Raw genomic sequence first — 19480 nt, forward strand, 5'->3', positions numbered from 1 at the left:
ACCCCCGACCACCCCTGGAGACTTCCATGAGCATTCTCGTCACCGGTGCCACCGGCACCATCGGTTCCCTCGTTGTCCAAGGCCTGGCCGCCGCCGGCGCCGAAGTCAGTGCGTTCGTTCGCACGTCCGGAAAGCAAAGCTTTCCGGCGGGCGTCAAGGAGATCGTCGGCGACCTGACCGACGTGGCCTCATTGCGCGCGGCACTGTCGTCGGTGCGCACGCTGTTCTTGCTGAACGCCGTCACGCCCGACGAAGTGACGCAAGCCCTCGTCGCGCTGAACCTGGCGCGCGAGGCCGGTATCGAGCGCGTCGTCTACCTGTCGGTCATCCACGCGGACAAGTTCACCAACGTACCGCACTTCACCGGCAAGCACACGGTCGAACGAATGATCGAGAGCCTCGACATTCCGGCGACCATTCTTCGCCCTGCCTACTTCATGCAGAACGATCGCATGGTCCAGCAGGTGATCCAGGGCTACGGCGTCTACCCGATGCCGATCGGCTCGGCAGGCGTCGCGATGATCGATGCACGAGACATCGCGGACGTCGCTGTTGCCGAACTGCTGCGCCGCGACCGCGCCCCCGCGCCGCTGCCACGTGCGACGCTGGAGCTGGTCGGGCCCGAGCGGCTGACCGGAGAGTCGGTGGCCAGGATCTGGAGTGCCGCGCTCGGTCGCGAAGTGACTTATGGCGGAGACGACGTGGCGGCCTTCGAAGGACAGATGGCCTCGATGGCGCCGTCCTGGCTTGCCTACGACATGCGCTTGATGATGGCGGGGATTCAGAAGTTCGGCATGCATGGCGCGGACGGCGCAGCGGATCGCCTGCAGGCCATGCTCGGCCGTCCTCTGCGCAAATACGCCGACTTCGTCAAGCAGGCCATTGCCGCGTCGTAGCCCGGCCTCGACCCAGTCGGAAATCTGTGGAGTTGAAACGAGTTCAACCCACAGGTTTACGGCAGTTGGTCATCTTGGATCGATGACGTCGAACTCGAACTGCACCGGGGCGGAGCCTTCGACGTAGGCGCTGATCAGGTAGTGGCCGGGAGGGTCGCCGTTGGCCACGCTCCAAGACTTCGAAATGGTGCCGTCGTAGATGGTCAGGGTCACGTCCAGCGAAAGAGTCTTCCGATCCGTTGACATGCCATAAGGCTGGCCACCGGCGCCCCATGTCTTCGGGGTTTCCGGCAATGTCATGCGTTCGAGAACGCGGACCTTGCCAGTCTTCTGGTTGAGTTTCAGGATCCAACCGTAGCTCTGGTTGACGACCCGAGGGACGGTGTTCGAAACCTTGAAGTCCAGCACGTCGTTGTTCGGCGCGAGCTTGAAGAGGCCGAAGACCGCATCGAGCGGACACGCTCCATTCGCTTTCGGAGCGACGGCGCAAGCTTTGAACACTGCGGCATTGGATTCAGAAATGGATCCATGCGACGCGGCGCCCGTCGTTTGGGCGCCAATGTGGGTGCACGCGACCGCGGCGAAAAGAACAAGAAGGTGGCGAATATATTTCATGGTGAATGAGGCTCAGCAAGCGACTCTCAAGAAACTGGCTTTGACCGACTCTTTCCGCCTGATGCGCCGAGCAACGCGTGTTCCGTCCCTGCAGCGATCTGGTCCGCGAAGGCGCCGCCCCCAACGGCACGTGCGAGCGTGACAGCGCCCGCCAGCGAAGAGAGGGCGGCGCAAGCGGCTCCGATATCCCGCGGCGCAGCGGGTGAGGCGGGACCATCGACGATCGCCTGCGCAACATCGCGCAAAGCCTTCTCAAACGTTGTACGGGAGGCTTCGTCCGATCGCGCCACTTCCGCCGGCATCGTCTGCAGCGTGCAACTCTCTGACAAGTCACAGGTGCGCTTCGCACTGAGATAGAAGCGTACAAACTCCGCCCACCAAGCGCGTCCGTGCTTTTCCTGAAAGTACAGCACGCCACCCCGCAATTCGGCCATGCCTTGTGCGACCGATTCTCGGAATGCGTCGGCCTTCGAGTCGAAATGAACGTAGAAGGCACCCGATGTCAGGCCTGCCTCCTTCGCCAGGCCGTCCACCCCGATCCCGCCGAATCCAGCTTTGCGAAACCCGCGACCTGCGCCCTCAAGGATGCGTTGCCGCGTCTGCACCTTCTGTTCGGACCTTGACACGAGGAGCTCCTTCGACATGTGAAGTCGACGATTGTAGTTGTTCAAAACACGATCGTTATGTATTATCGAATAACGGTCGTTACTTGAAATGCCCTGCAGATCGCAGCGTGTGAGTCGACGCCGTTCCTTCTACTTGGAGTACCCATGCCACTTACGCTCACCCTCACCGAGGGCGTTCTCCCGAAAGGCCAGGAGAAAGTCGCGTTCAGCCGCCTGTCCGATGCCATGCTCAAGTGGCACGGCCTCGCAGGAAACAAGGCGTTGACGCCCAACATCGTTGGCTCGATCCACGTCTTGCCGAAGGAGCACACCTACTCCGGATCAAAGGAGGCCTCCGTGGCCTTCGTCGAATGGAAGGTCCCATCCTTTGCGTTCGCCAGTCGGGATGTGCAAGTCGGCTACATCGAAGAGGCCACGAGCATCATTCATGAGCTGTCTGGCGCGCGCCACCCGAAGGAGCGCATATGGGTCAACGTGGTGCACGCGGTGGACGGGGCCTGGGGCATTGCCGGGATGGCCCTCACCAATGCGCAGCTCGGCGAAGGGGCCGCTTCGGCCTGACACATCCGGGGGGGCAGCAACGCGGTCTCCCTACTGGTGCGGACCTTGTCGTAGCCCCACTCACATCAACTACGCCATCATGCAACTCTCGAACTATCTGTTCTTCACCACAACCTGCGATCAGGCCCTGTCTTTCTATGCGCAATGCGGTCTTGGCCGTGTCGTCGAGGTGCTTCGCTACGGAGTCGATGGCATGCCCGTGAAGAACGAGGCCATGCGCGGCAAGGTCATGCACGCCAAGTTTGAGGGGCCAGGCCTGCTCTTCTATGCCTCAGACAACGAAGACGCCGAGCCGATGCGGGGCTCCGCGCACTTGCTCGCGATGGACGACCGAGATTCCACGAACAAGCTCTTCCTGGCCCTGGGTGCTGGCGGGACAATCACAACCCCCTTGGGCATCCAGCCCTGGGGCGACTACTACGGCAAATTGACCGATCGTTTCGGTGTTCAGTGGATGCTGAACTGCGCTGAGTGAGATCATTGGCAGCGCACCTGTTGGGCACGGTCTTCTTCGAGACGGGGGCCGTTCCGCTGCAACAGATCCTGCGGCCAGGCCGGCCGCAGGCGGAGTCACTGGCGGAAGTGTTGACGGAGGCCGCCCGGACGTTCGAGGCATCCTTACCGATAGTGACGTGGCAAGATCGAACTGTGCGCCGCAGCATCGGGCTGGTAGGCGAACCAACAGTCAAATCTTCAATGAAGTTCGGATACACCATCATCTACGTGCCAAACGTCAAGGCTTCGCTTCAATTCTTTGAGCAGGCATTTGGCTTCTCCAAGCGCTTCCTGCATGAATCCGGCACGTATGGTGAATTGGAGAGTGGGGGGACGACCCTTGCATTTGCCGCACACGAGTTGGCGTCCGCGAACTTCGAAGGCGGTCATGTTTCCGCTTCGGAATCGACGAAGCCTTTGGGGATGGAGCTTGGTTTTGTCACCGACGATGTTGAATCTGCGCATTCGCGAGCGCTGGCGGCTGGTGCAATAGAACTGGCCCCGCCTCGTACTAAGCCCTGGGGACAGGTCGTGTCTTACTTGCGCTGCCCGGATGGTGCACTTGTTGAGCTTTGCTCGCCCATCGGCGCTTGAACCGGACCTTCCCAACAACGGCGCAGTCACGCAAGTTTTCACGAGGAGCAGGGATGCTAGTTCGCAGCATTGCCCCTGCCGATTTCGACACAGTCCATCGCTTGCTGGTGAGCAACGGGTGGGCCCATCGGGTCGGTGACGTTGAGGATCTCGGCCGACTGATATCGGCGTCGCAGCGAGCGCTGGTTGCGGTGGCAGATGACCAAATTGTCGGCTTCGCCCGCGCAATCACCGATGGAATTTCCAATGGGTACTTGTCTATGGTGGTGGTCGCTGAGTCGCATCGCACGCGAGGCATCGGACGGGCACTCGTCGAGCGGCTCGTCGGGTCTGAACCGAGCATCACATGGGTGCTTCGAGCAGGAAGAGAAGGTGCCGCCGAGTTCTTCGCGAAGCTAGGCTTCAGCGCTTCAACGACCGCCATGGAGCGCCCGCGATGTTGATGTGGGATGAAGCGTCCGACGGGCAGAATGCGGCCGCCCCGAAGCTCGGCGATAGATGGCTTCGCGAACTGCCGCCGCTATTTCTTCTTCGCTCCGGCCGCCGCTAATGGCGACTCCAGAACCGAAATCAAAGTGAGGGACAGATCGGATGCCCGCAGCGGCGCCCGTGGCGACTTCTTCTTCGACCTGTTTGCGCGCCGCAGGATCGAGCGTGACCGCACGGGCTTCCTGGCGATCGAATCCATGGTGTACGGCAACGTCCGCGAGGACATCGACGTCGCCGATGTTGCGCGCATCGAGGAAGTAGGCGTCGGTGATGGCGATCGCGAGTTGATGCTGAGTCCCCCGCTCAGCGGCGGCAAGGATGAGGGCGTGAGCCGGCTGGGTCGGATATGTCCACAACTGTCGACTGAGTTCGAGGCCGAAGCCGGAGGCGCGCGCCGCGGCCTCGGGTCGCGCAAACGCCGTCTTCGGATCGGTCACACCATAGCGCGAATGAAGCAATTCGGGAATGTAGAGTCCCGTGGCGGGTGCGTCGGGCAGCAGCACGACCGGACGATGCCGGATGGCCACGCGGACATCGCAGAAGTGCTCCTGCAGTACCTTGTCGAGCCGATGGAGGCCGACGAAACACCACGGGCACGTGATCTCGGCGTAGAGGTCGATGTGAAGCATGATTGCCTTTCCTTCTCAGTGGTCCGCGATGCCAGGGGCCGAGCGAATGAACCGGGTGTCGTCGACCTGGTCGACCAGAAACTTGGCCAGGTTGCCTCGCGACAGCTTCATGCCGAGCCCGGTCTTGCCGTACCAACCGATGTCGATCGCGCCCGCCTCGGGGCCGTCCTTGAGGTTCGGGATCCGCACCAGCGTCCATTCGAGGTCCGACTGCGCGATCAGTTCGGCGGTGGCCCTGATGTCCTCGAAGCCTTTGCGGGCGATGACCTTGAACAGCAGCGCGAAGGCGCGCACGTTGAAGGCGAATCCGTCTTTCGGGTCGCGATAGGCCGCGGTGGAGATCTGGATCAGGCGGCGGATGTTCGACTGCTTCATGGCCGCGATGATGTTGGACAGGCCGTGCATCACGGGCCGGTCGCCCTGCACCTTGAGGCCGTTGGGGCCAAGCGCGCTTATGACAGCGTCGCCACCGTGCACGCACCTGGCGATCGCGCCCTTGTCTTGCAGATCGCCCACGACAACGTCGATTCGCCCGTTGAACGCCTGAAGCTTGCTGCCGTCGCGCGTGTAGACCGACAGGCTGTGCCCCTGTCGCAACGCTTCCTCGATCACGAACTTGCCGGTGGGCCCGGTCGCGCCAAAGAGGGCGATCCTCATCGCGTCGCCTCCACGCGGTCGGGATGTGCGGTCAACGGGCAGCCGCGTTCGGTGCCAAGGGTCGCGCTAGTTTTCAGGCCGGGCATCTGCGCGGTCCAGGGTCCGATCCGCCATGCCCGAGATGCGGAGGGGGGCAGGCTGATCAATCGAACGTTCGGCATGGGGTGCTCCGGGTCAGGCGGCCTGCTTGAGCAGGGATTGCAAGGCGTCGTCCGCCGAAGCAAGGGCGGCCTGGGCCGCCTCGGGCCCGTAGGCCATGCCCTCGACGCGCAGGTGCTCGATGTCGGTCAAGCCGATGAAGCCGAGCAGGTGCTTGAGATAGCCGGATTGGTAGTCCCAGGCGGCGAGTGGCGCTTTGGAGAAGTCGCCCCCGCTGGCAGTGACCAGGTAGACCTTCTTGCCCTTGAGCAGGCCTTCGACCGAACCGCCCGCGTATCGAAAGGTGACACCGGGCCAGGTCACGTAGTCGAACCAGGCCTTCAAGGGCGTGGGCGGCCCGAAGTTGATCATGGCCGAGCCGATCACGATGGTGTCCGCTGCAGCCAGTTCGGCGACCAGGCTTTCGGCCAACTGGACGGCCTCAGCCTGCGACGCCGTTCGGGCGTCGGGAGGCGTGGCGCGGCCCACCACGTAGGCCTCGCCGATGTGGTTCAGCGGGGCCGCTGCCAGGTCGCGGACGGTGAGCGTGGTGCCTGGGCGCCGCGCTGCAAGCTGCTTCGCCAATTGGGTCGCGTACCGAGTGGACAGGGCCTCCGAGCCGCGGGGGCTGGAGATGACGAGAAGGATGTGACTCATGAACTTCTTGAGGGCTAAAAAAGGAACCAGATAATCAAGAAGAACTTGATTACCCATCGGTACAAAGGATGGTATGGTTCCTACCGAAGCTCCACAAGAAGGTACAAATATGTCACCGAGTCACATCGACCTCTCCGAGATTCCCAAGCCTTCCGATCGCGCATGCGAGACAACGCGCGAAATCCTGGACCGCATCGGCGACAAGTGGAGCCTGTACATCATCGCCACGCTGCGCAGCGGAACCCGACGGTTCAATGAACTGCGACGCGAGATCGAGGGCATCTCCCAGCGCATGCTGACGCTGACATTGCGTGGGCTCGAGCGCGACGGCCTGGTCACCCGGACGATGTTTCCGACCATTCCGCCGCGCGTGGACTACCAGCTTACGGAGCTGGGAGAGACGCTTCTGGAGCCGGTGATGGCGCTGGTGGTCTGGGCAGAGCAGAACAAGTCGACCATCGCGGAATCGCAGAAGCGCTTCGACGAGGCGCCCGAAGGGCAGGCTGCAGGGCAATATCCGGCTTACCGGCAGCGTTGAATAGGCCAGGCCGCCCGTCGGCCGACTGGTGCGCAGCGGTACAGAAATGTGTGCATAAACAGCGGCTCCTCCGATCCGAGGCGCAGTTGACGGCTCACGCTGGAGAAGCGGTTTGAAATAAGCAGCGCAGGTTGGGCATTAGTCGCGAGCGAGCGCTCCGCGCGCCAAAGTCTCCGACGGCCGCTCCCCAAAGCGCGCACGGTACTGCGCAGCGAAATGGCCCAGGTGCAGAAAGCCGTATTTCTCCGCCGCTTCGCGCACACCGCCGTCATTGCTTGCCGCCGACACGAGCAGTTCGGCCCGCACCCTGTCGAGCCTGAGCTCCCGCAGGAATTCCATCGGCCCCTGGTCCGCGTGCTGGCGAAACGCCAGCTGCAACGCACGCGCGCTGCAGCCGACTTCGCGGCACACGTCGGCCAGCGACACGGGCTGCTCGGCATGCGCCGCCATGAATTCCTGCGCCCTTCGCACGACGCGCGGCAGCAGGCTGCGCTGCGCATCGCTGGCCAGGGCGCGCGAGTGGTTGTGGCCCGCCGACATCAGCAGGCTGGACATCAGGTATTCCTCGGCGTGCTCCGCAAGGCGGTTGCCCGCCTGTAGCGCATTGCCGCCAGCGTCGAGCGTGAGCCGCAGGTAGTCGATGAAGTGCACCAGCGGCGCGAGCGCGGGGTTGTCGAGCGGCACGCCGAGGTCGAACACCAGCGCCTGCCGCACAGGCGCCTGCAGCAGCGACTCGAGCCGCGACAGCAGTGCCGCCCGGGCCAGCCGCACGATCAGGTGCGGGCTGTCGTCGGCCCAGCGCATGGAGAGCGGCTCGGTCGGCGACGGCAGCGAGGCGAGGCTCGGCGTTGCGTCGACCTGCTGCGCACCGCAGCGGATTTCGGCGCCGCCGCGCAACGGAATCTGCAACAGGAAGAAATCCTGCAGATAGCCCGGCTCGATCTGCACGCCCGGGCCGTACTGCACATAGTTCAGGCTCACGTCGCGGTGCAGGCGCGCGCTGTGGTGGCAGGCGTCGAGCTCGGTGCGGGGCCGCAGCATGGTCAGGCCATGCGGGCAGAACACGCGGGCCACGCTTTCGCGCGCCTCGTCCATGTCGTGGCTCTCGAACAATCGATAGCGCTGCAGCGGCAGCCGGGGGGTCATGGCAGCGGTTTCCATGGGGCCAGGTCACCCTAGCAAAAAGCATCCCAGCCCACAATTCGGATCGCCCCTCGGCAAAAACATGCGCGCCAGGGACAGGGCCTGCGCTTGCGGGATGCGCCGGCGCCCCCTCGCCTCCTAAGGTACGACCCACGGGCCAGCCCGGCCCGGTCGATCCACCAAGGAGAGCAAGCGTCATGTTCAAGGGACTCGAAGGCAGGAGCGCCATCGTCACCGGTGGCTCCACATTGATAGGGGCCGGCGTGGTGCGTGCGCTGCACGCGGCCGGCGTGAAGGTCGTGATCGCGGACATCGACGCCGCCAACGGACAGGCGCTGGCCGATTCGCTCGGCACTGGCGCGCGTTTCGTGCACACCGACATCACCGACGACGCGCAGGTGGCGGCGTGCGTGGCACAGGCGGTGCAGCGGCACGGCGGCGTGCACTTTCTCGTGAACCTCGCGTGCTCGTACGTGGACGACGGCTTCAAGTCGCCGCGCGCCGACTGGCTCACATCGTTCAACGTGAATGTGGCGAGCGCGGTGGCGATGCTGCAGGCGGTGCATCCGCACATGGTCGCGGCGGGCGGCGGCGCGGTGGTCAATTTCACGAGCATCTCGTCGCGCGTGGCGCAGACGGGGCGATGGCTCTACCCGGTCAGCAAGGCCGCGATGGCGCAGCTCACCCGCAACATGGCGATGGACCTTGCGCCCGACCGCATCCGCGTGAACAGCGTGTCGCCGGGCTGGACGTGGTCGGCCGTGATGGACCGGCTCACCGGCGGCGACCGGGCCAAGACCGATCGCGTGGCCGCGCCCTATCACCTGCTGGGGCGCGTCGGCGATCCGGACGAGGTGGCGCAGGTGGTGCTGTTCCTGTGCTCGGACCACGCGAGCTTCGTGACCGGCGCCGACTACGCGGTGGACGGCGGCTACGCCGCCATGGGCCCGGAGCAGGCCGTGCCCGCCATTCCCAGGTTGATGGACTGACCGGCAAGCAAGCAAGCAAGCAAACAGACAAGGAGCAAGGCAATGAAGCGAATCGCAATCGTCGGCGCGGGCCAGTCGGGCCTGCAACTGGGGCTAGGCCTGCTGGGCGCGGGCTACGAGGTCACGATGTTCAGCAACCGCACGGGCGACGACATACGCCACGGCAAGGTGATGTCGAGCCAGTGCATGTTCCATACCTCGCTGCAGATCGAGCGCGACCTGGGGCTGGACCATTGGGCGAAGGAATGCCCCACGGTGGACGGCATCGGCCTGGCCGTGCCGCATCCCGAGCAGAAGGGAGCCAAGGCCATCGACTGGGCGGCCCGGCTGAATTCGAGCGCGCAGTCGGTCGACCAGCGCGTGAAGATCCCGGCGTGGATGGCGGAGTTCCAGCGCAAGGGCGGCGAACTGGTCTTCAAGGACGCGGGCATCGACGAGCTCGAGACCTGCGCGCAAAGCCACGACCTCACGCTGGTAGCGAGCGGCAAGGGCGACATCTCGAAGCTGTTCGAGCGCGATGCCCACAAGTCGCCCTACGACAAGCCGCAGCGCGCGCTGGCGCTGACCTACGTGAAGGGCATGGCGCCGCGCGATCCGTTCTCGGCCGTCTGCTTCAACCTGATTCCCGGCGTCGGCGAGTACTTCGTGTTCCCTGCGCTGACCACCACGGGGCCCTGCGAGATCATGGTGTTCGAAGGCGTGCCCGGCGGGCCGATGGACTGCTGGGCGGACGTGAAGACGCCGCAGGAGCACCTCGCGCGCAGCAAGTGGATCGTCGACACCTTCACACCGTGGGAGGCCGCGCGCTGCAGCGACATCGAGCTGACCGACGACAACGGCATCCTCGCAGGCCGCTTCGCGCCCACCGTGCGCAAGCCGGTGGCCACCCTGCCCTCGGGGCGCAAGGTACTGGGCCTGGCCGACGTGGTGGTGCTCAACGACCCGATCACCGGACAGGGCTCGAACAACGCGGCCAAGTGCGCCGACTCTTACCTGAAGAGCATCCTCGCGCGCGGCGACGGTCCCGGCGATGCGGCGTGGATGCAGCAGACCTTCGACCGCTACTGGTTCGGCTACTCGCAATGGGTCACGCAGTGGACCAACATGCTGCTCGCGCCGCCGCCGCCCCACGTGCTCAAGCTGCTAGGCAGCGCCGGTGCAATGCCACCGCTGGCCAGCGCGATCGCCAACGGCTTCGACGATCCGCGCACCTTCTTCCCGTGGTTCGCGGACTCGGTGGAGGCGGACCGCTACATCGAGACCTGGGCGGCCGCCGCCTGACGCGGGTACAGCGTATGACAAGACGCGTGGCCATCGTCGGCGCCGGACAGTCCGGCATGCAACTCGCGCTGGGCCTGCAGCGGGCCGGGCACGAGGTGACGGTTTTCTCGAACCGCACGGCGCGGGAGATCTTCGAAGGGCCGGTCATGTCCAGCCAGTGCATGTTCGAAACCGCACTGCAGACCGAGCGCGAGCTCGGGCTGGACTTCTGGGCCGGTGAATGCCCGTGCGTGGAAGGCATCGGCATGACGGTGCGCAATCCGCAGGGCGGCAAGGCCATCGAATGGAGCGCGAGGCTCGACGGGCCGGCGCAGTCGGTCGACCAGCGCATCAAGATCCCCGGATGGATGAACGAGTTCGAGCAACGCGGCGGCCGCCTCGTGCTGCAGGATGTGGGCCTCGGCGACCTGGAGGCATGCGCGCAGACGCACGACCTCGTGGTCGTGGCCAGCGGCAAGGGCGAGATCTCGAAGCTGTTCGAGCGCGATGCCGAGCGCTCCCCGTTCGACGCACCGCAGCGCGTGCTGGCCCTCACCTACGTCAAGGGCATGCTGCCGGCGCAGCCGTATGCGCGGGTGTGCTTCAACCTGATTCCCGGTGTCGGCGAGTACTTCGTGTTCCCTGCGCTGACCACCACCGGTCCGTGCGAGATCATGGTGTTCGAAGGCGTGCGGGGCGGTCCGATGGATTGCTGGGCGGATGTGAAGACGCCGCAGGAGCACCTCGCGCGCAGCAAGTGGATCCTCGACACCTTCCTGCCCTGGGAAGCCGAGCGTTGCCGGCACATCGAACTGGCCGACGACAACGGCGTGCTCGTCGGCAGCTTCGCACCGACGGTGCGCAAGCCGGTGGCCACGCTGCCTTCCGGGCGCAAGGTGCTGGGCCTGGCCGACGTGGTGGTGCTCAACGACCCGATCACCGGGCAGGGCTCGAACAACGCGGCCAAGAGCGCCGACATCTATCTCAAGCGCATCCTCGAGCACGGCCACGCGCCATTCGATGCCGAGTGGATGCAGCAGACCTTCGACCGCTACTGGGAAGGCTACGCACGCTGGGCCACCGCATGGACCCACAGCCTGCTCGCGCCGCCCCTGCCCCACGTGCACAAGCTGCTGCAGAGCGCGACGCACATGCCCCCGGTGGCGAGCACGCTGGTCAACGGCTTCGACGATCCGCGCACCTTCGCGCCCTGGTGGTTCGATGCCGCGGAGGCCGACCGCTTCCTGGAAGCCAGGGCCCGCGAGGCGGCAGTCGACCGGTTCGACCGCCGCGACTTCCGCAAGGCGCTGGGCCAGTTCTCGACCGGCGTGACCGTCATCACCACGCGCGCCATCGACGGGCGCCGCGTGGGCATGACGGCCAACTCGTTCTCGTCGGTGTCGCTCGACCCGCCACTCGTGCTGTGGAGCCTGGCCCGCAACGCACCGAGCGTGGCGGATTTCACCGGCGCCAGCCATTTCGCGATCAACGTGCTGGCGGCGCACCAGCATCACCTGTCGCGCCAGTTCTCGACGCCGCAGGCCGACAAGTTCGGCGGCGTGGATTGCTGCGAGGGCACGGCAGGCGTGCCGCTGCTCAACGACGTCATCGCACGATTCGTCTGCCGCAACGTGCGGCAGTACGATGGAGGCGACCACCTCATCTTCATCGGCGAAGTAGAGCGCTACGACCGCTTCGACGGCGAGCCGCTGGTCTTTCACTCGGGCTACTACCAGGTGACGACGCGGCACCCGGAATGTTTGCAATAGAACGCACACGGAGAACCACATGCAAGAGAGAGCTCAGGCTTCAGGCCAATACATCGAAATGAAAGCCGCCGACGGCGGCGGCACCTTCCGCGGCTACCTCGCGCTGCCCGCGGCGGGCACTGGCCCGGGCCTGGTGATCGCCCAGGAAATCTTCGGCATCAACCACACCATGCGCGAGGTGGCCGACTACTACGCCGAGGAAGGCTACGTGGCGCTGGTGCCCGACCTGTTCTGGCGGCAGGAGCCGAACGTGGAGCTCGGCTACAGCGAGGCCGACTGGCAGCGCGCCTTCGCGCTCTACGGCGGCTTCGACGAGGCCAAGGGCATGGAAGACATGCAGACCGCCATCGATGCGCTGCGCGCGCGCGCCGAGGTGCCCGGCAAGAAGGTCGGCGTGCTCGGCTTCTGCCTTGGCGGCAAGCTCGCGTACCTGGCCGCATGCCGCACCGACGCGGACGCGGCGGTCGGCTACTACGGCGTGGGCATCGACGCCGCGCTCGGCGAGGCCGACCGAATCAAGCGGCCGCTCACGCTGCACATCGCCGAGCTCGACAAGTTCTGCCCGCCCGAGGCGCGCGACCGCATCGTCGCCACGCTCAAGGGCCGCCCCGGCGTTTCCCTGTACGTGTATCCGGGCATGGACCACGCCTTCGCGCGCGCCGGCGGCGAGCACTTCCACAAGCCTTCCGCGCTGATGGCGCACGAGCGCAGCATCGCCACGCTGAAGGACGCCATCGGCCCGCACTACGACCTCTCGGCGCTGTGGGACAAGCACTGCGAATACGAGTTCGCCACGCGCAACGTCGACGACACGATGAGCACCATGGTGGCCGAGCCGTACGTCAATCACATTCCCACGATGACCGGCGGCGTGGGCTACAAGGCGCTGCATGCGTTCTATACGAACCACTTCGTCAACAGCAATCCGCCCGACACCTCTCTGGTGCCCATCTCGCGCACGGTGGGCGCCACGCAGGTGGTCGACGAGATGCTGTTCTGCTTCACGCACACCACCGAGATCCCGTGGATGCTGCCGGGGGTCAAGCCGACCGGAAAGCGCGTGGAGATACCGCTGCTCGCCGTCATCAAGTTCCGCGGCAACAAGCTCTATCACGAGCACATCTATTGGGACCAGGCCAGCGTGCTGGTGCAGGTCGGCCTGCTCGACGCCAAGCTGCTGCCGGTGGCGGGCATCGAGACGGCGCGCAAGCTGCTGGACGAGACGCTGCCGTCGAATACGTTGATGACCCGTTAGAGGGCGACCGGGGCTCGAAGGGGCGCCGCGGCACTTCAAGCCTCACTGTGCAATGTCGGCTGCGATTTTCTCCAGCACCTCGCGCGGTCGTTCGGCGATCACGTCGCCATGGCTCACCACGATACGCGCCAGCGCCGGCTCGGCCGCCCAGGCACGCAGTGCAGCCGCCAGCGCCGCATGGTCCTTGACGAACATCTTTTCGCCCACCCAGGGCATCTGCGGTTCCTTGACGCCAAAGCCCATGAGGCGCGCCATCACCTTGGCGCCCAGGCCGTCGGGATGGTGCACGTTGGCGATGATGTCGTTGACGACCAGCGAGGTGCCGTCCGCGCGCCGGATGACCAGGGCGGCCTCCTTGTCGCCGACGCCCGGCACGGTCTGGAACGCCACAGTCGGGTCGTCGAGCACGTCCGTGGTCGCATCCACCGGCGCGGCCTCGGCCACGGCTTCGCGCGCGCCGGGCGGGCAGACAACCTTCGCGTTCGGATAGCGCCGCTTCCAGGCCTTGAGATCGAGGCGGTGCGATGCGCCGGGCACGATCAGAAAGTCGACCGACCCCAGCGCTTCAAGTTGCGCCATCTGCGGCTCGCTCAGCGCAATGGCGCTCCACACGGCGAGTCGCCGGCCCCGCAATGTGAGCACGGTCATCCGGCGTGGAAAATGGCCGAGCGGCATGACGATTTCGCCCGCCACGGTGTGCAAGCCTTCGCCGAGCATTTCGAGCGGGCCGTGCTTCTCGACCTTCCATTCGTCGTTGAGTCTGGACATCTGCATACCTCCGTTTTGTTGAACGTCGATATGCAGCAACCTGAGCCTGCGGTTCGCACCGCGCCGCCGGCCTCTTGCGCCAGTTCACGTAGGAATAGCGATGCCCGAAACAACTTCCTCCAGGATTTCAGCGGAAGAGCCCCGTCAGGCCGCAGCAGCTTCGGCGCCCGCATCCCTCATCGCGCAGCGCAGGTCAGTGCCGTTGGCCCGTTGCGGATGACGCAGGCTGGGCATAGAGCTGGAGCAGTATCTCCACGGGATGCCGAAGCTGCCGGCCTTCCATTCGCTTGGCTTGGCTGCGACAGGAGTAGCCCGTGGCCAGGAACTCCGTCTTCCGCGTCTCCCCGTCCTTCAGTATTGGCTCCCAGGATAGGGAGTAGATATGGCGGGAAGTCTCGACGTTCACGCTCTCATGGCCGTAGGTACCCGACATACCGCAGCAGCCGCTGGCTTGCGGCTGGAGCTTCAATCCGGCGCGGGCGAACACCTCGGGCCACAACGCCGCGGCTGCAGGGGCGTTCGTCCTTTCGGTGCAATGACCCAGAAGCCGGAAGTCTCCCGATGCGGGTTCCGGATTCCTCCGGGGCAGGACATCCAGTAGCCACTCCTGCGGAAGCAGCACGGCGGGAGGCTTTTCCAGCGAGGGAAGCTTCGCGTATTCCTGTCGATACGCGAGCGTCATGGCAGGGTCGAGGCCGACGAGCGGCACGCCGCACGACGCCAACTCGTCGAGCATCGCCGCGTTCTTGAGCGCCGCACGGCCGAACCCCTGCAGAAACCCCAGTACATGAAGCGGCTTGCCGTTGGGCATGAAGGGCGCCAGCCACACCGAGTACCCCAGCCGTGAAGCGAGCTCGATGAGGGCCGAGAACACATGCGTATCGAAATAGCGCGTAAAGGCATCCTGCACGAGGACGACGGATCTGCCCCGTTCCGCATCCGTCAGCGCTGCCAGCGATCGCGCAGTGGCCCTGCGTATGCCCCAGCGACGCAGCGTGGCCTGGAAGTCGAAGCGGCTCAGCAGCGGACTGTCGACCATGCCCGCATAGCGCTCGAGCATGCGGCGCAACAGGGCCGAAGACATCGCGCCGTTGTAGAGCCACGGAACCCGCGCGAAGAACGGCACGCTGAATTCGAGCGAGCCGATCAGGTAGTCCTTCATCGGTCGCGAGTAGCGGGAGTGATAGAGCTCCAGGAAGCGCGAGCGGAAATCCGGGACATTGACCTTGACAGGGCACTGCCCCGCGCACGACTTGCAGGCCAGGCAGCCGCTCATCGCTTCGTAGACCTCGTGGGAAAAATCATCGGAACCATTGCCGGCCGCCATGCGCCCACGGCCGCTCTTCCAGCGGCTGACGAATCCGGCGACGAACGAAGGCCGTTGCGCGGCCACCCCGAGTACGTCGACCCCCGCATTGCCCTGCAAACGCAGCCACTCCCGCATCAGGGCCGCACGGCCCTTCGGCGAATGCCTGCGTTCACGCGTGGCCTTCCATGACGGGCACATCGCATCGTCGGGGTCGAAGTTGTAGCAGGCGCCGTTGCCATTGCAGCGAACCGCACTTGCATGGCTTTGCCAGACGCGCTCGTCGATCTGGCGATCGGCGTCGGCACGCAAAGGGACCTCGTCGATGCGCAGCAACCGCGCCGGCTGCCCCGCGGGAGTGGCGATCTTTCCCGGATTCAACTGGTTGTACGGATCGAACGCAGCCTTGAGTTCCTGCAGTGCCGGATACAGCGGACCGAAATACTTGGGTGCGTACTCGGAGCGGACTCCCTTTCCGTGCTCCCCCCACAACACGCCGCCGTACTTCAGCGTCAACCTGGCGACCTCGTCGGAGATCGTGCGGATCAACGCCGCGTGGGCTGGGTTTCTCAGGTCCAGCGCCGGCCGGACATGCAGCACACCCGCATCCACATGGCCGAACATGCCGTAGCTCAGCCCATGCCCATCGAGCAACGACCTGAACTCTTCGATGTAGTCGGCAAGCTTCTCCGGCGGCACTGCGGTGTCTTCGACGAAAGGCTGAGGTCGGGCCTCCCCCGGCACGTTGCCCAGCAATCCGACAGCGCGCTTGCGCATGGCGTAGACCTTCTCGACGCATGCCTTGCCCGAAGCGACCGTGTGGCCGATGCGAGCTGTAGCGGCGTCGTCGGCCAGACGATCGACGAAGGCGGCCACGCGTGCGCGCAGTTCCTCCTCCGAGTCGCCACAGAATTCGATCAGGTTGATCCCACGGGTCGGCAGCCTGTCGCCATCGACGGGGAAATACTCCGCCACGTCCTGCCACACGATGTCGCCCATCGCCAGGCTCAACATCTGCGAATCGACGGTTTCGATCGACAGCGGGCGATGCTGCATCAGGAATCGTGCGTCCCGCAGCGCATCCATGAAGCCGGCGTATCGCACGTTGACCAACATCGAATGCCGGGGAATGGGGAGCAGCCCGATTTCGGCCTCGACGACGAATCCCAGGGACCCCTCGGCGCCGCACAGGACGCTGTTGAGATTGAAGCGTTCGCCGGGTTCCTTGAGGTGCGCCAGGTCATAGCCGGTGAGGCAGCGATTCAGGGGAGGAAAGCGTGCGGCGATCAAGTCGGCGTGCCGAGTGGCGATCCGGTGTGCACAGCGCCAGGCGGCGCCCACCGGCCCGTCTTGCTGCAGCTGCCTCTGCAGTTCGCCGGCATCGACAGACCTGCTCGAGAAGCGAATGCCGCCCAGCATGACGACGTCCAGTTCGAGCACATGGTCACGAGTCTTGCCGTAGGTGCAACTTCCCTGGCCGCTCGCGTCCGTGTTGATCATCCCGCCTATCGTGGCGCGGTTGGAGGTCGACAGCTCCGGGGCAAAGAAGAGCCCGTGCTCCTGCAACGCCGCGTTGAGCTGGTCCTTGACCACGCCCGCCTGCACCCTCGCCACTCGCCGGACGGGATCGATCCAGAGAATCCGATTGAGATGCCGGGAAAGGTCCACCACGATGCCGTCCGTCAGTGACTGCCCGTTGGTGCCCGTCCCGCCGCCTCGCGCGGAAACGACCACCTGCCGATGCTCCGGCGCGGCGAGCAGCCTTGTGAGCGTTTCGACGTCCGCCGCATCCAGCGGAAAGACCACGGCCTGGGGCAGGCGCTGGTAGATCGAATTGTCCGTGGCGAGGACGGTGCGGTCGGCGTATCGCGGCGATATCTCGCCCCGGAAGCTTGCCGCGGCCAATGCATGAAGAAAGCGCCGGTAGCCGCTTTGCAGCGCGACTGGGGCGGGAATGATCTCAATCAATTTCGGGGTCCCACGGTTGCGAGGGGCAGTCGGCCGGCCCGCCTGTGCTTGCAAGGTCGCGGCCGGGAAAGCCGCAAGAGCCTGCGCCAACCGGCAGCGCCCGCACGGCCGCTTTCCTTCCAAGAAGTCATGCGCCTCGCGATCCTCGCGCCAGGCGATCCGGTGCCGATCAGTCGGACTTCAGGCGTCCCTGCTTGACCATCTGCGCAGCCAGGGCCTCCTCGGCGCTGACCAGCTTCTGGAGTGCAGCGCCGGTGCCTCCCACGGGCTCGCTGCCCAGGTCTCTGATCACGTTGGAAAACTCCGGCTGGGCCACGGCCTTGGCGGCCCAGTCCTGCAGGCTGGCGACGCTGGCGGCGGGCGCGCCACGGGGCACGAACAATCCGACGAAGGTGGTTGCGTCGAACACCGGCAGGCCCAGTTGAGCAAGTGTCGGGACGTTGGCGAGAAGCCCGCCGCCCTGAGGGCCCAGCACGATGAGAGCACGCAACGCGCCGCTCTTGATGTGCGGGGTGGAGCTTGTGATCTGGTCGACCACGGCGTCGATCTGGCCGCCCATCAGATCGACCAGGGCGGGGCCCGAACCCTTGTAGGGCACGGCATTGACTTGCGCCTTGGCGGAATCCTCGAATTGGAGCAGCGCCAGGTGGTTGGGAGAGCCGGGGCCTGCGTGACCGACCGTCACACTCTGGTTGGCAGCCTTGGCGACTTTGAGGAAGTCCGCAGCGGTCTTGAACCGTGCGTCGTTGGCGCGCACGACCACGACGACGGGCGTACGGCTGAGCAAAGCAACCGGCGTCAGACTGTCGGCCTTGTAGGGCAGCCTGATGATCTCCGGAAGGGTTCCCAATTGACCGGGCGTCGCTACCAGCAGGGTGTGCCCGTCGGGCTCGGCTCTCGCAACCGCGCCCGTTCCCACGGCGCCGCCGCCGCCGGCACGGTTGTCGATGATCACGGACTGGCCGACCAGCCTGATCAGCGGCACGCTCAGCGACCGGGCGACGATGTCCACGTTCCCTCCAGGCGCGAAGGGAACCACCAGGATGATCGGCTTCGAGGGAAAACGGCTCTGTGAAACGGCCGGATGTATCGCTGCGCAGGCAGCGAGCGACGCTGCACCCTGCAAGAAGTTTCTGCGGCTGGACTTTTGATTGAACATGGATGTCTCCTTTTAGAAATCAGTCTTTCCAATAGAGCCGGGTCGGGTTTTCGACCAAGGCCCTGTGTCTGATTTCCTCGGGAAACCAGCGGGTGATCAGGTTTGCCAGCTCGATGCTGGCGGTCGATTTGGCGTCGATGCCGGGGTGAGGCCAGTCCGATCCCCAGAGGATGCGATCGGGATTCGCCTCTGCCAGGCTGTGCGCGAGCGGCAGCACGGCGGGATCGACACCCGAAGCCGTCGCAGACAGCCGGTAGGCGCCCGAGAACTTGACCCAGGCGCATCCCTCGCGAAGCAGGCTGCGAAGGCTCCTGACGCCCCTGCCCTCGGCATCGCTGCAGTTCGATGGATGGCCGAAGTGATCCACCACGACGGTCGTGCCCATCTCGCACAGGCGCTGGACTAGGCTGATGTCCACATCGACGTTAACGAGCAACTGGATATGCCACCCGAACTGCTTCACCCGGTCTGCGATCGACAGCAGGCTGGCGGCCGACACCCCGCCATTGAACAGCGCGTTGCATCGGGCGCCGCGGACTCCGGTTCGATGCAGCTCCTCCAGCTCGTCGTCGGGCGTGTCTTCGAAGATCACGGCCACGCCGCGCATGCTGCCCTCGGCGGCCTGGCGCAATGTCCGCTTCAGGAGCGAGTGGTCGCGGCCGTACACGCTCGGCTGGACGAGAACGCACCGATCGACGCCGAGAGGCCGATAGGCGGCCCAGTACTGCTCGATCGTGGCCGGCGCCGGGGTGTACGAACGCTCGGGGATCAGCGGAAATTCTTCTGCAGATCCGAAGACATGCAGGTGCGTATCGCAGGCCCCCTTCGCGAAGATTCGTTCTTGTTCACGGGCTGATGCCTGTGACGCGGAGCCGCCCTGACCTGTGATTTCCATCGTTTCCAACCGCCTGTTTCAAATGCAGAGCGATTGTTTTGGCCGCGCAGGAGGTTAGTCAAATTCATTGTTA

Annotated in this window: 20 protein-coding genes and 1 pseudogene; 11 read left to right on the forward strand and 10 right to left on the reverse strand. The window is 65.1% G+C overall.

Annotated elements, in window-relative coordinates:
• Nucleotides 1-26: 26 nt before the first annotated feature.
• Complete coding sequence (locus tag ACEOAB_RS21300) at nt 27-896, forward strand: NmrA/HSCARG family protein (RefSeq protein WP_413748255.1); 870 nt, start codon at nt 27-29, stop codon at nt 894-896.
• 69 nt (nt 897-965) lie between these two features.
• On the opposite strand, the gene ACEOAB_RS21305 is transcribed toward ACEOAB_RS21300, so the two are convergent.
• Nucleotides 966-1511 carry a PM0630 family protein gene (locus tag ACEOAB_RS21305; RefSeq protein ID WP_413748256.1) on the reverse strand — a complete coding sequence of 182 codons (546 nt, stop codon included), beginning with the start codon at nt 1509-1511 and terminating at the stop codon, nt 966-968.
• Between the two features lie 26 nt (nt 1512-1537).
• On the reverse strand, nt 1538-2182 hold the full coding sequence (locus ACEOAB_RS21310; protein WP_413748257.1) for a TetR/AcrR family transcriptional regulator: 645 nt from the start codon (nt 2180-2182) through the stop codon (nt 1538-1540).
• Nucleotides 2183-2281: 99 nt separating this feature from the next.
• Here ACEOAB_RS21310 and ACEOAB_RS21315 point away from each other — a divergent pair, with 99 nt between their 5' ends.
• From ACEOAB_RS21315 to ACEOAB_RS21330, 4 genes are all read left to right on the forward strand, one after another.
• On the forward strand, nt 2282-2698 hold the full coding sequence (locus ACEOAB_RS21315; protein WP_413748258.1) for a 4-oxalocrotonate tautomerase: 417 nt from the start codon (nt 2282-2284) through the stop codon (nt 2696-2698).
• Between the two features lie 79 nt (nt 2699-2777).
• Entirely contained in the window at nt 2778-3173 is a 396-nt protein-coding gene (locus ACEOAB_RS21320) for a VOC family protein (protein WP_413748259.1), read from the forward strand.
• Nucleotides 3174-3394: 221 nt separating this feature from the next.
• The gene (locus tag ACEOAB_RS21325; RefSeq protein ID WP_413748273.1) at nt 3395-3787 is read left to right on the forward strand and encodes a VOC family protein; all 393 of its coding nucleotides are present in this window, start codon (nt 3395-3397) and stop codon (nt 3785-3787) included.
• Between the two features lie 53 nt (nt 3788-3840).
• Entirely contained in the window at nt 3841-4230 is a 390-nt protein-coding gene (locus ACEOAB_RS21330) for a GNAT family N-acetyltransferase (protein WP_413748260.1), read from the forward strand.
• Here the strand turns inward: ACEOAB_RS21330 and ACEOAB_RS21335 are convergent.
• The 3 genes from ACEOAB_RS21335 to ACEOAB_RS21345 form a co-directional block, all read right to left on the reverse strand.
• Nucleotides 4198-4905 carry a DsbA family oxidoreductase gene (locus tag ACEOAB_RS21335; RefSeq protein ID WP_413748261.1) on the reverse strand — a complete coding sequence of 236 codons (708 nt, stop codon included), beginning with the start codon at nt 4903-4905 and terminating at the stop codon, nt 4198-4200. The two genes, ACEOAB_RS21330 and ACEOAB_RS21335, sit on opposite strands and share 33 nt — an antisense overlap.
• 15 nt (nt 4906-4920) lie before the next feature.
• Entirely contained in the window at nt 4921-5562 is a 642-nt protein-coding gene (locus tag ACEOAB_RS21340) for an SDR family oxidoreductase (protein ID WP_413748262.1), read from the reverse strand.
• Between the two features lie 174 nt (nt 5563-5736).
• Nucleotides 5737-6357 (reverse strand): FMN-dependent NADH-azoreductase, encoded by a 621-nt coding sequence (locus ACEOAB_RS21345; RefSeq protein WP_056593706.1) that lies wholly within the window; start codon nt 6355-6357, stop codon nt 5737-5739.
• 109 nt (nt 6358-6466) lie between these two features.
• On the opposite strand from ACEOAB_RS21345, the gene ACEOAB_RS21350 reads away from it, so the two are divergent.
• Nucleotides 6467-6895 (forward strand): winged helix-turn-helix transcriptional regulator, encoded by a 429-nt coding sequence (locus tag ACEOAB_RS21350; protein ID WP_056593709.1) that lies wholly within the window; start codon nt 6467-6469, stop codon nt 6893-6895.
• 138 nt (nt 6896-7033) lie between these two features.
• On the opposite strand, the gene ACEOAB_RS21355 is transcribed toward ACEOAB_RS21350, so the two are convergent.
• Nucleotides 7034-8041 (reverse strand): AraC family transcriptional regulator, encoded by a 1008-nt coding sequence (locus ACEOAB_RS21355; protein ID WP_413748263.1) that lies wholly within the window; start codon nt 8039-8041, stop codon nt 7034-7036.
• Between the two features lie 194 nt (nt 8042-8235).
• Between ACEOAB_RS21355 and ACEOAB_RS21360 the strand changes: the two genes are divergently transcribed.
• The 5 genes and pseudogenes from ACEOAB_RS21360 to ACEOAB_RS21380 all read left to right on the forward strand — a co-directional run bounded on the left by ACEOAB_RS21360 (nt 8236) and on the right by ACEOAB_RS21380 (nt 13311).
• Nucleotides 8236-9027 carry an SDR family oxidoreductase gene (locus ACEOAB_RS21360; RefSeq protein WP_413748264.1) on the forward strand — a complete coding sequence of 264 codons (792 nt, stop codon included), beginning with the start codon at nt 8236-8238 and terminating at the stop codon, nt 9025-9027.
• Nucleotides 9028-9069: 42 nt separating this feature from the next.
• Nucleotides 9070-10308 carry a styrene monooxygenase/indole monooxygenase family protein gene (locus ACEOAB_RS21365; RefSeq protein ID WP_413748265.1) on the forward strand — a complete coding sequence of 413 codons (1239 nt, stop codon included), beginning with the start codon at nt 9070-9072 and terminating at the stop codon, nt 10306-10308.
• 14 nt (nt 10309-10322) lie between these two features.
• Nucleotides 10323-11561, forward strand: a pseudogene (locus ACEOAB_RS21370) (styrene monooxygenase/indole monooxygenase family protein); the annotation flags it as partial.
• A gap of 33 nt (nt 11562-11594) precedes the next feature.
• The gene (locus ACEOAB_RS21375; RefSeq protein ID WP_256220245.1) at nt 11595-12056 is read left to right on the forward strand and encodes a flavin reductase family protein; all 462 of its coding nucleotides are present in this window, start codon (nt 11595-11597) and stop codon (nt 12054-12056) included.
• A 19-nt stretch (nt 12057-12075) separates the two neighbouring features.
• Nucleotides 12076-13311, forward strand: a complete 1236-nt coding sequence (locus tag ACEOAB_RS21380; RefSeq protein ID WP_413748266.1) for a dienelactone hydrolase family protein — start codon at nt 12076-12078, stop codon at nt 13309-13311.
• Nucleotides 13312-13353: 42 nt separating this feature from the next.
• Here the strand turns inward: ACEOAB_RS21380 and ACEOAB_RS21385 are convergent, their stop codons facing one another.
• The 4 genes from ACEOAB_RS21385 to ACEOAB_RS21400 all read right to left on the reverse strand — a co-directional run bounded on the left by ACEOAB_RS21385 (nt 13354) and on the right by ACEOAB_RS21400 (nt 19407).
• Nucleotides 13354-14079, reverse strand: coding sequence for a DUF4336 domain-containing protein (locus tag ACEOAB_RS21385; RefSeq protein ID WP_413748267.1), 726 nt, complete (start codon nt 14077-14079; stop codon nt 13354-13356).
• Between the two features lie 193 nt (nt 14080-14272).
• Nucleotides 14273-17350 (reverse strand): D-2-hydroxyglutarate dehydrogenase YdiJ, encoded by a 3078-nt coding sequence (gene ydiJ / locus ACEOAB_RS21390; RefSeq protein WP_413748274.1) that lies wholly within the window; start codon nt 17348-17350, stop codon nt 14273-14275.
• A 172-nt stretch (nt 17351-17522) separates the two neighbouring features.
• Nucleotides 17523-18512: a tripartite tricarboxylate transporter substrate binding protein gene (locus tag ACEOAB_RS21395; RefSeq protein ID WP_413748268.1), complete on the reverse strand. Its 990-nt coding sequence runs from the start codon at nt 18510-18512 to the stop codon at nt 17523-17525.
• 19 nt (nt 18513-18531) lie between these two features.
• The gene (locus ACEOAB_RS21400; protein WP_413748269.1) at nt 18532-19407 is read right to left on the reverse strand and encodes an amidohydrolase family protein; all 876 of its coding nucleotides are present in this window, start codon (nt 19405-19407) and stop codon (nt 18532-18534) included.
• Nucleotides 19408-19480 lie beyond the last annotated feature (73 nt).

The organism is Variovorax sp. Varisp53, assembly GCF_059491555.1.

Bases quoted from the DNA above. Each gene is read 5' to 3' on its own strand.
- ACEOAB_RS21300 (WP_413748255.1), top strand. From the start codon at position 27: ATGAGCATTCTCGTCACCGGTGCCACCGGCACCATCGGTTCCCTCGTT.
- ACEOAB_RS21305 (WP_413748256.1), bottom strand. From the start codon at position 1,511: ATGAAATATATTCGCCACCTTCTTGTTCTTTTCGCCGCGGTCGCGTGC.
- ACEOAB_RS21315 (WP_413748258.1), top strand. From the start codon at position 2,282: ATGCCACTTACGCTCACCCTCACCGAGGGCGTTCTCCCGAAAGGCCAG.
- ACEOAB_RS21320 (WP_413748259.1), top strand. From the start codon at position 2,778: ATGCAACTCTCGAACTATCTGTTCTTCACCACAACCTGCGATCAGGCC.
- ACEOAB_RS21325 (WP_413748273.1), top strand. From the start codon at position 3,395: ATGAAGTTCGGATACACCATCATCTACGTGCCAAACGTCAAGGCTTCG.
- ACEOAB_RS21330 (WP_413748260.1), top strand. From the start codon at position 3,841: ATGCTAGTTCGCAGCATTGCCCCTGCCGATTTCGACACAGTCCATCGC.
- ACEOAB_RS21335 (WP_413748261.1), bottom strand. From the start codon at position 4,905: ATGCTTCACATCGACCTCTACGCCGAGATCACGTGCCCGTGGTGTTTC.
- ACEOAB_RS21340 (WP_413748262.1), bottom strand. From the start codon at position 5,562: ATGAGGATCGCCCTCTTTGGCGCGACCGGGCCCACCGGCAAGTTCGTG.
- ACEOAB_RS21345 (WP_056593706.1), bottom strand. From the start codon at position 6,357: ATGAGTCACATCCTTCTCGTCATCTCCAGCCCCCGCGGCTCGGAGGCC.
- ACEOAB_RS21350 (WP_056593709.1), top strand. From the start codon at position 6,467: ATGTCACCGAGTCACATCGACCTCTCCGAGATTCCCAAGCCTTCCGAT.
- ACEOAB_RS21355 (WP_413748263.1), bottom strand. From the start codon at position 8,041: ATGACCCCCCGGCTGCCGCTGCAGCGCTATCGATTGTTCGAGAGCCAC.
- ACEOAB_RS21360 (WP_413748264.1), top strand. From the start codon at position 8,236: ATGTTCAAGGGACTCGAAGGCAGGAGCGCCATCGTCACCGGTGGCTCC.
- ACEOAB_RS21365 (WP_413748265.1), top strand. From the start codon at position 9,070: ATGAAGCGAATCGCAATCGTCGGCGCGGGCCAGTCGGGCCTGCAACTG.
- ACEOAB_RS21380 (WP_413748266.1), top strand. From the start codon at position 12,076: ATGCAAGAGAGAGCTCAGGCTTCAGGCCAATACATCGAAATGAAAGCC.
- ACEOAB_RS21385 (WP_413748267.1), bottom strand. From the start codon at position 14,079: ATGTCCAGACTCAACGACGAATGGAAGGTCGAGAAGCACGGCCCGCTC.
- ACEOAB_RS21395 (WP_413748268.1), bottom strand. From the start codon at position 18,512: ATGTTCAATCAAAAGTCCAGCCGCAGAAACTTCTTGCAGGGTGCAGCG.
- ACEOAB_RS21400 (WP_413748269.1), bottom strand. From the start codon at position 19,407: ATGGAAATCACAGGTCAGGGCGGCTCCGCGTCACAGGCATCAGCCCGT.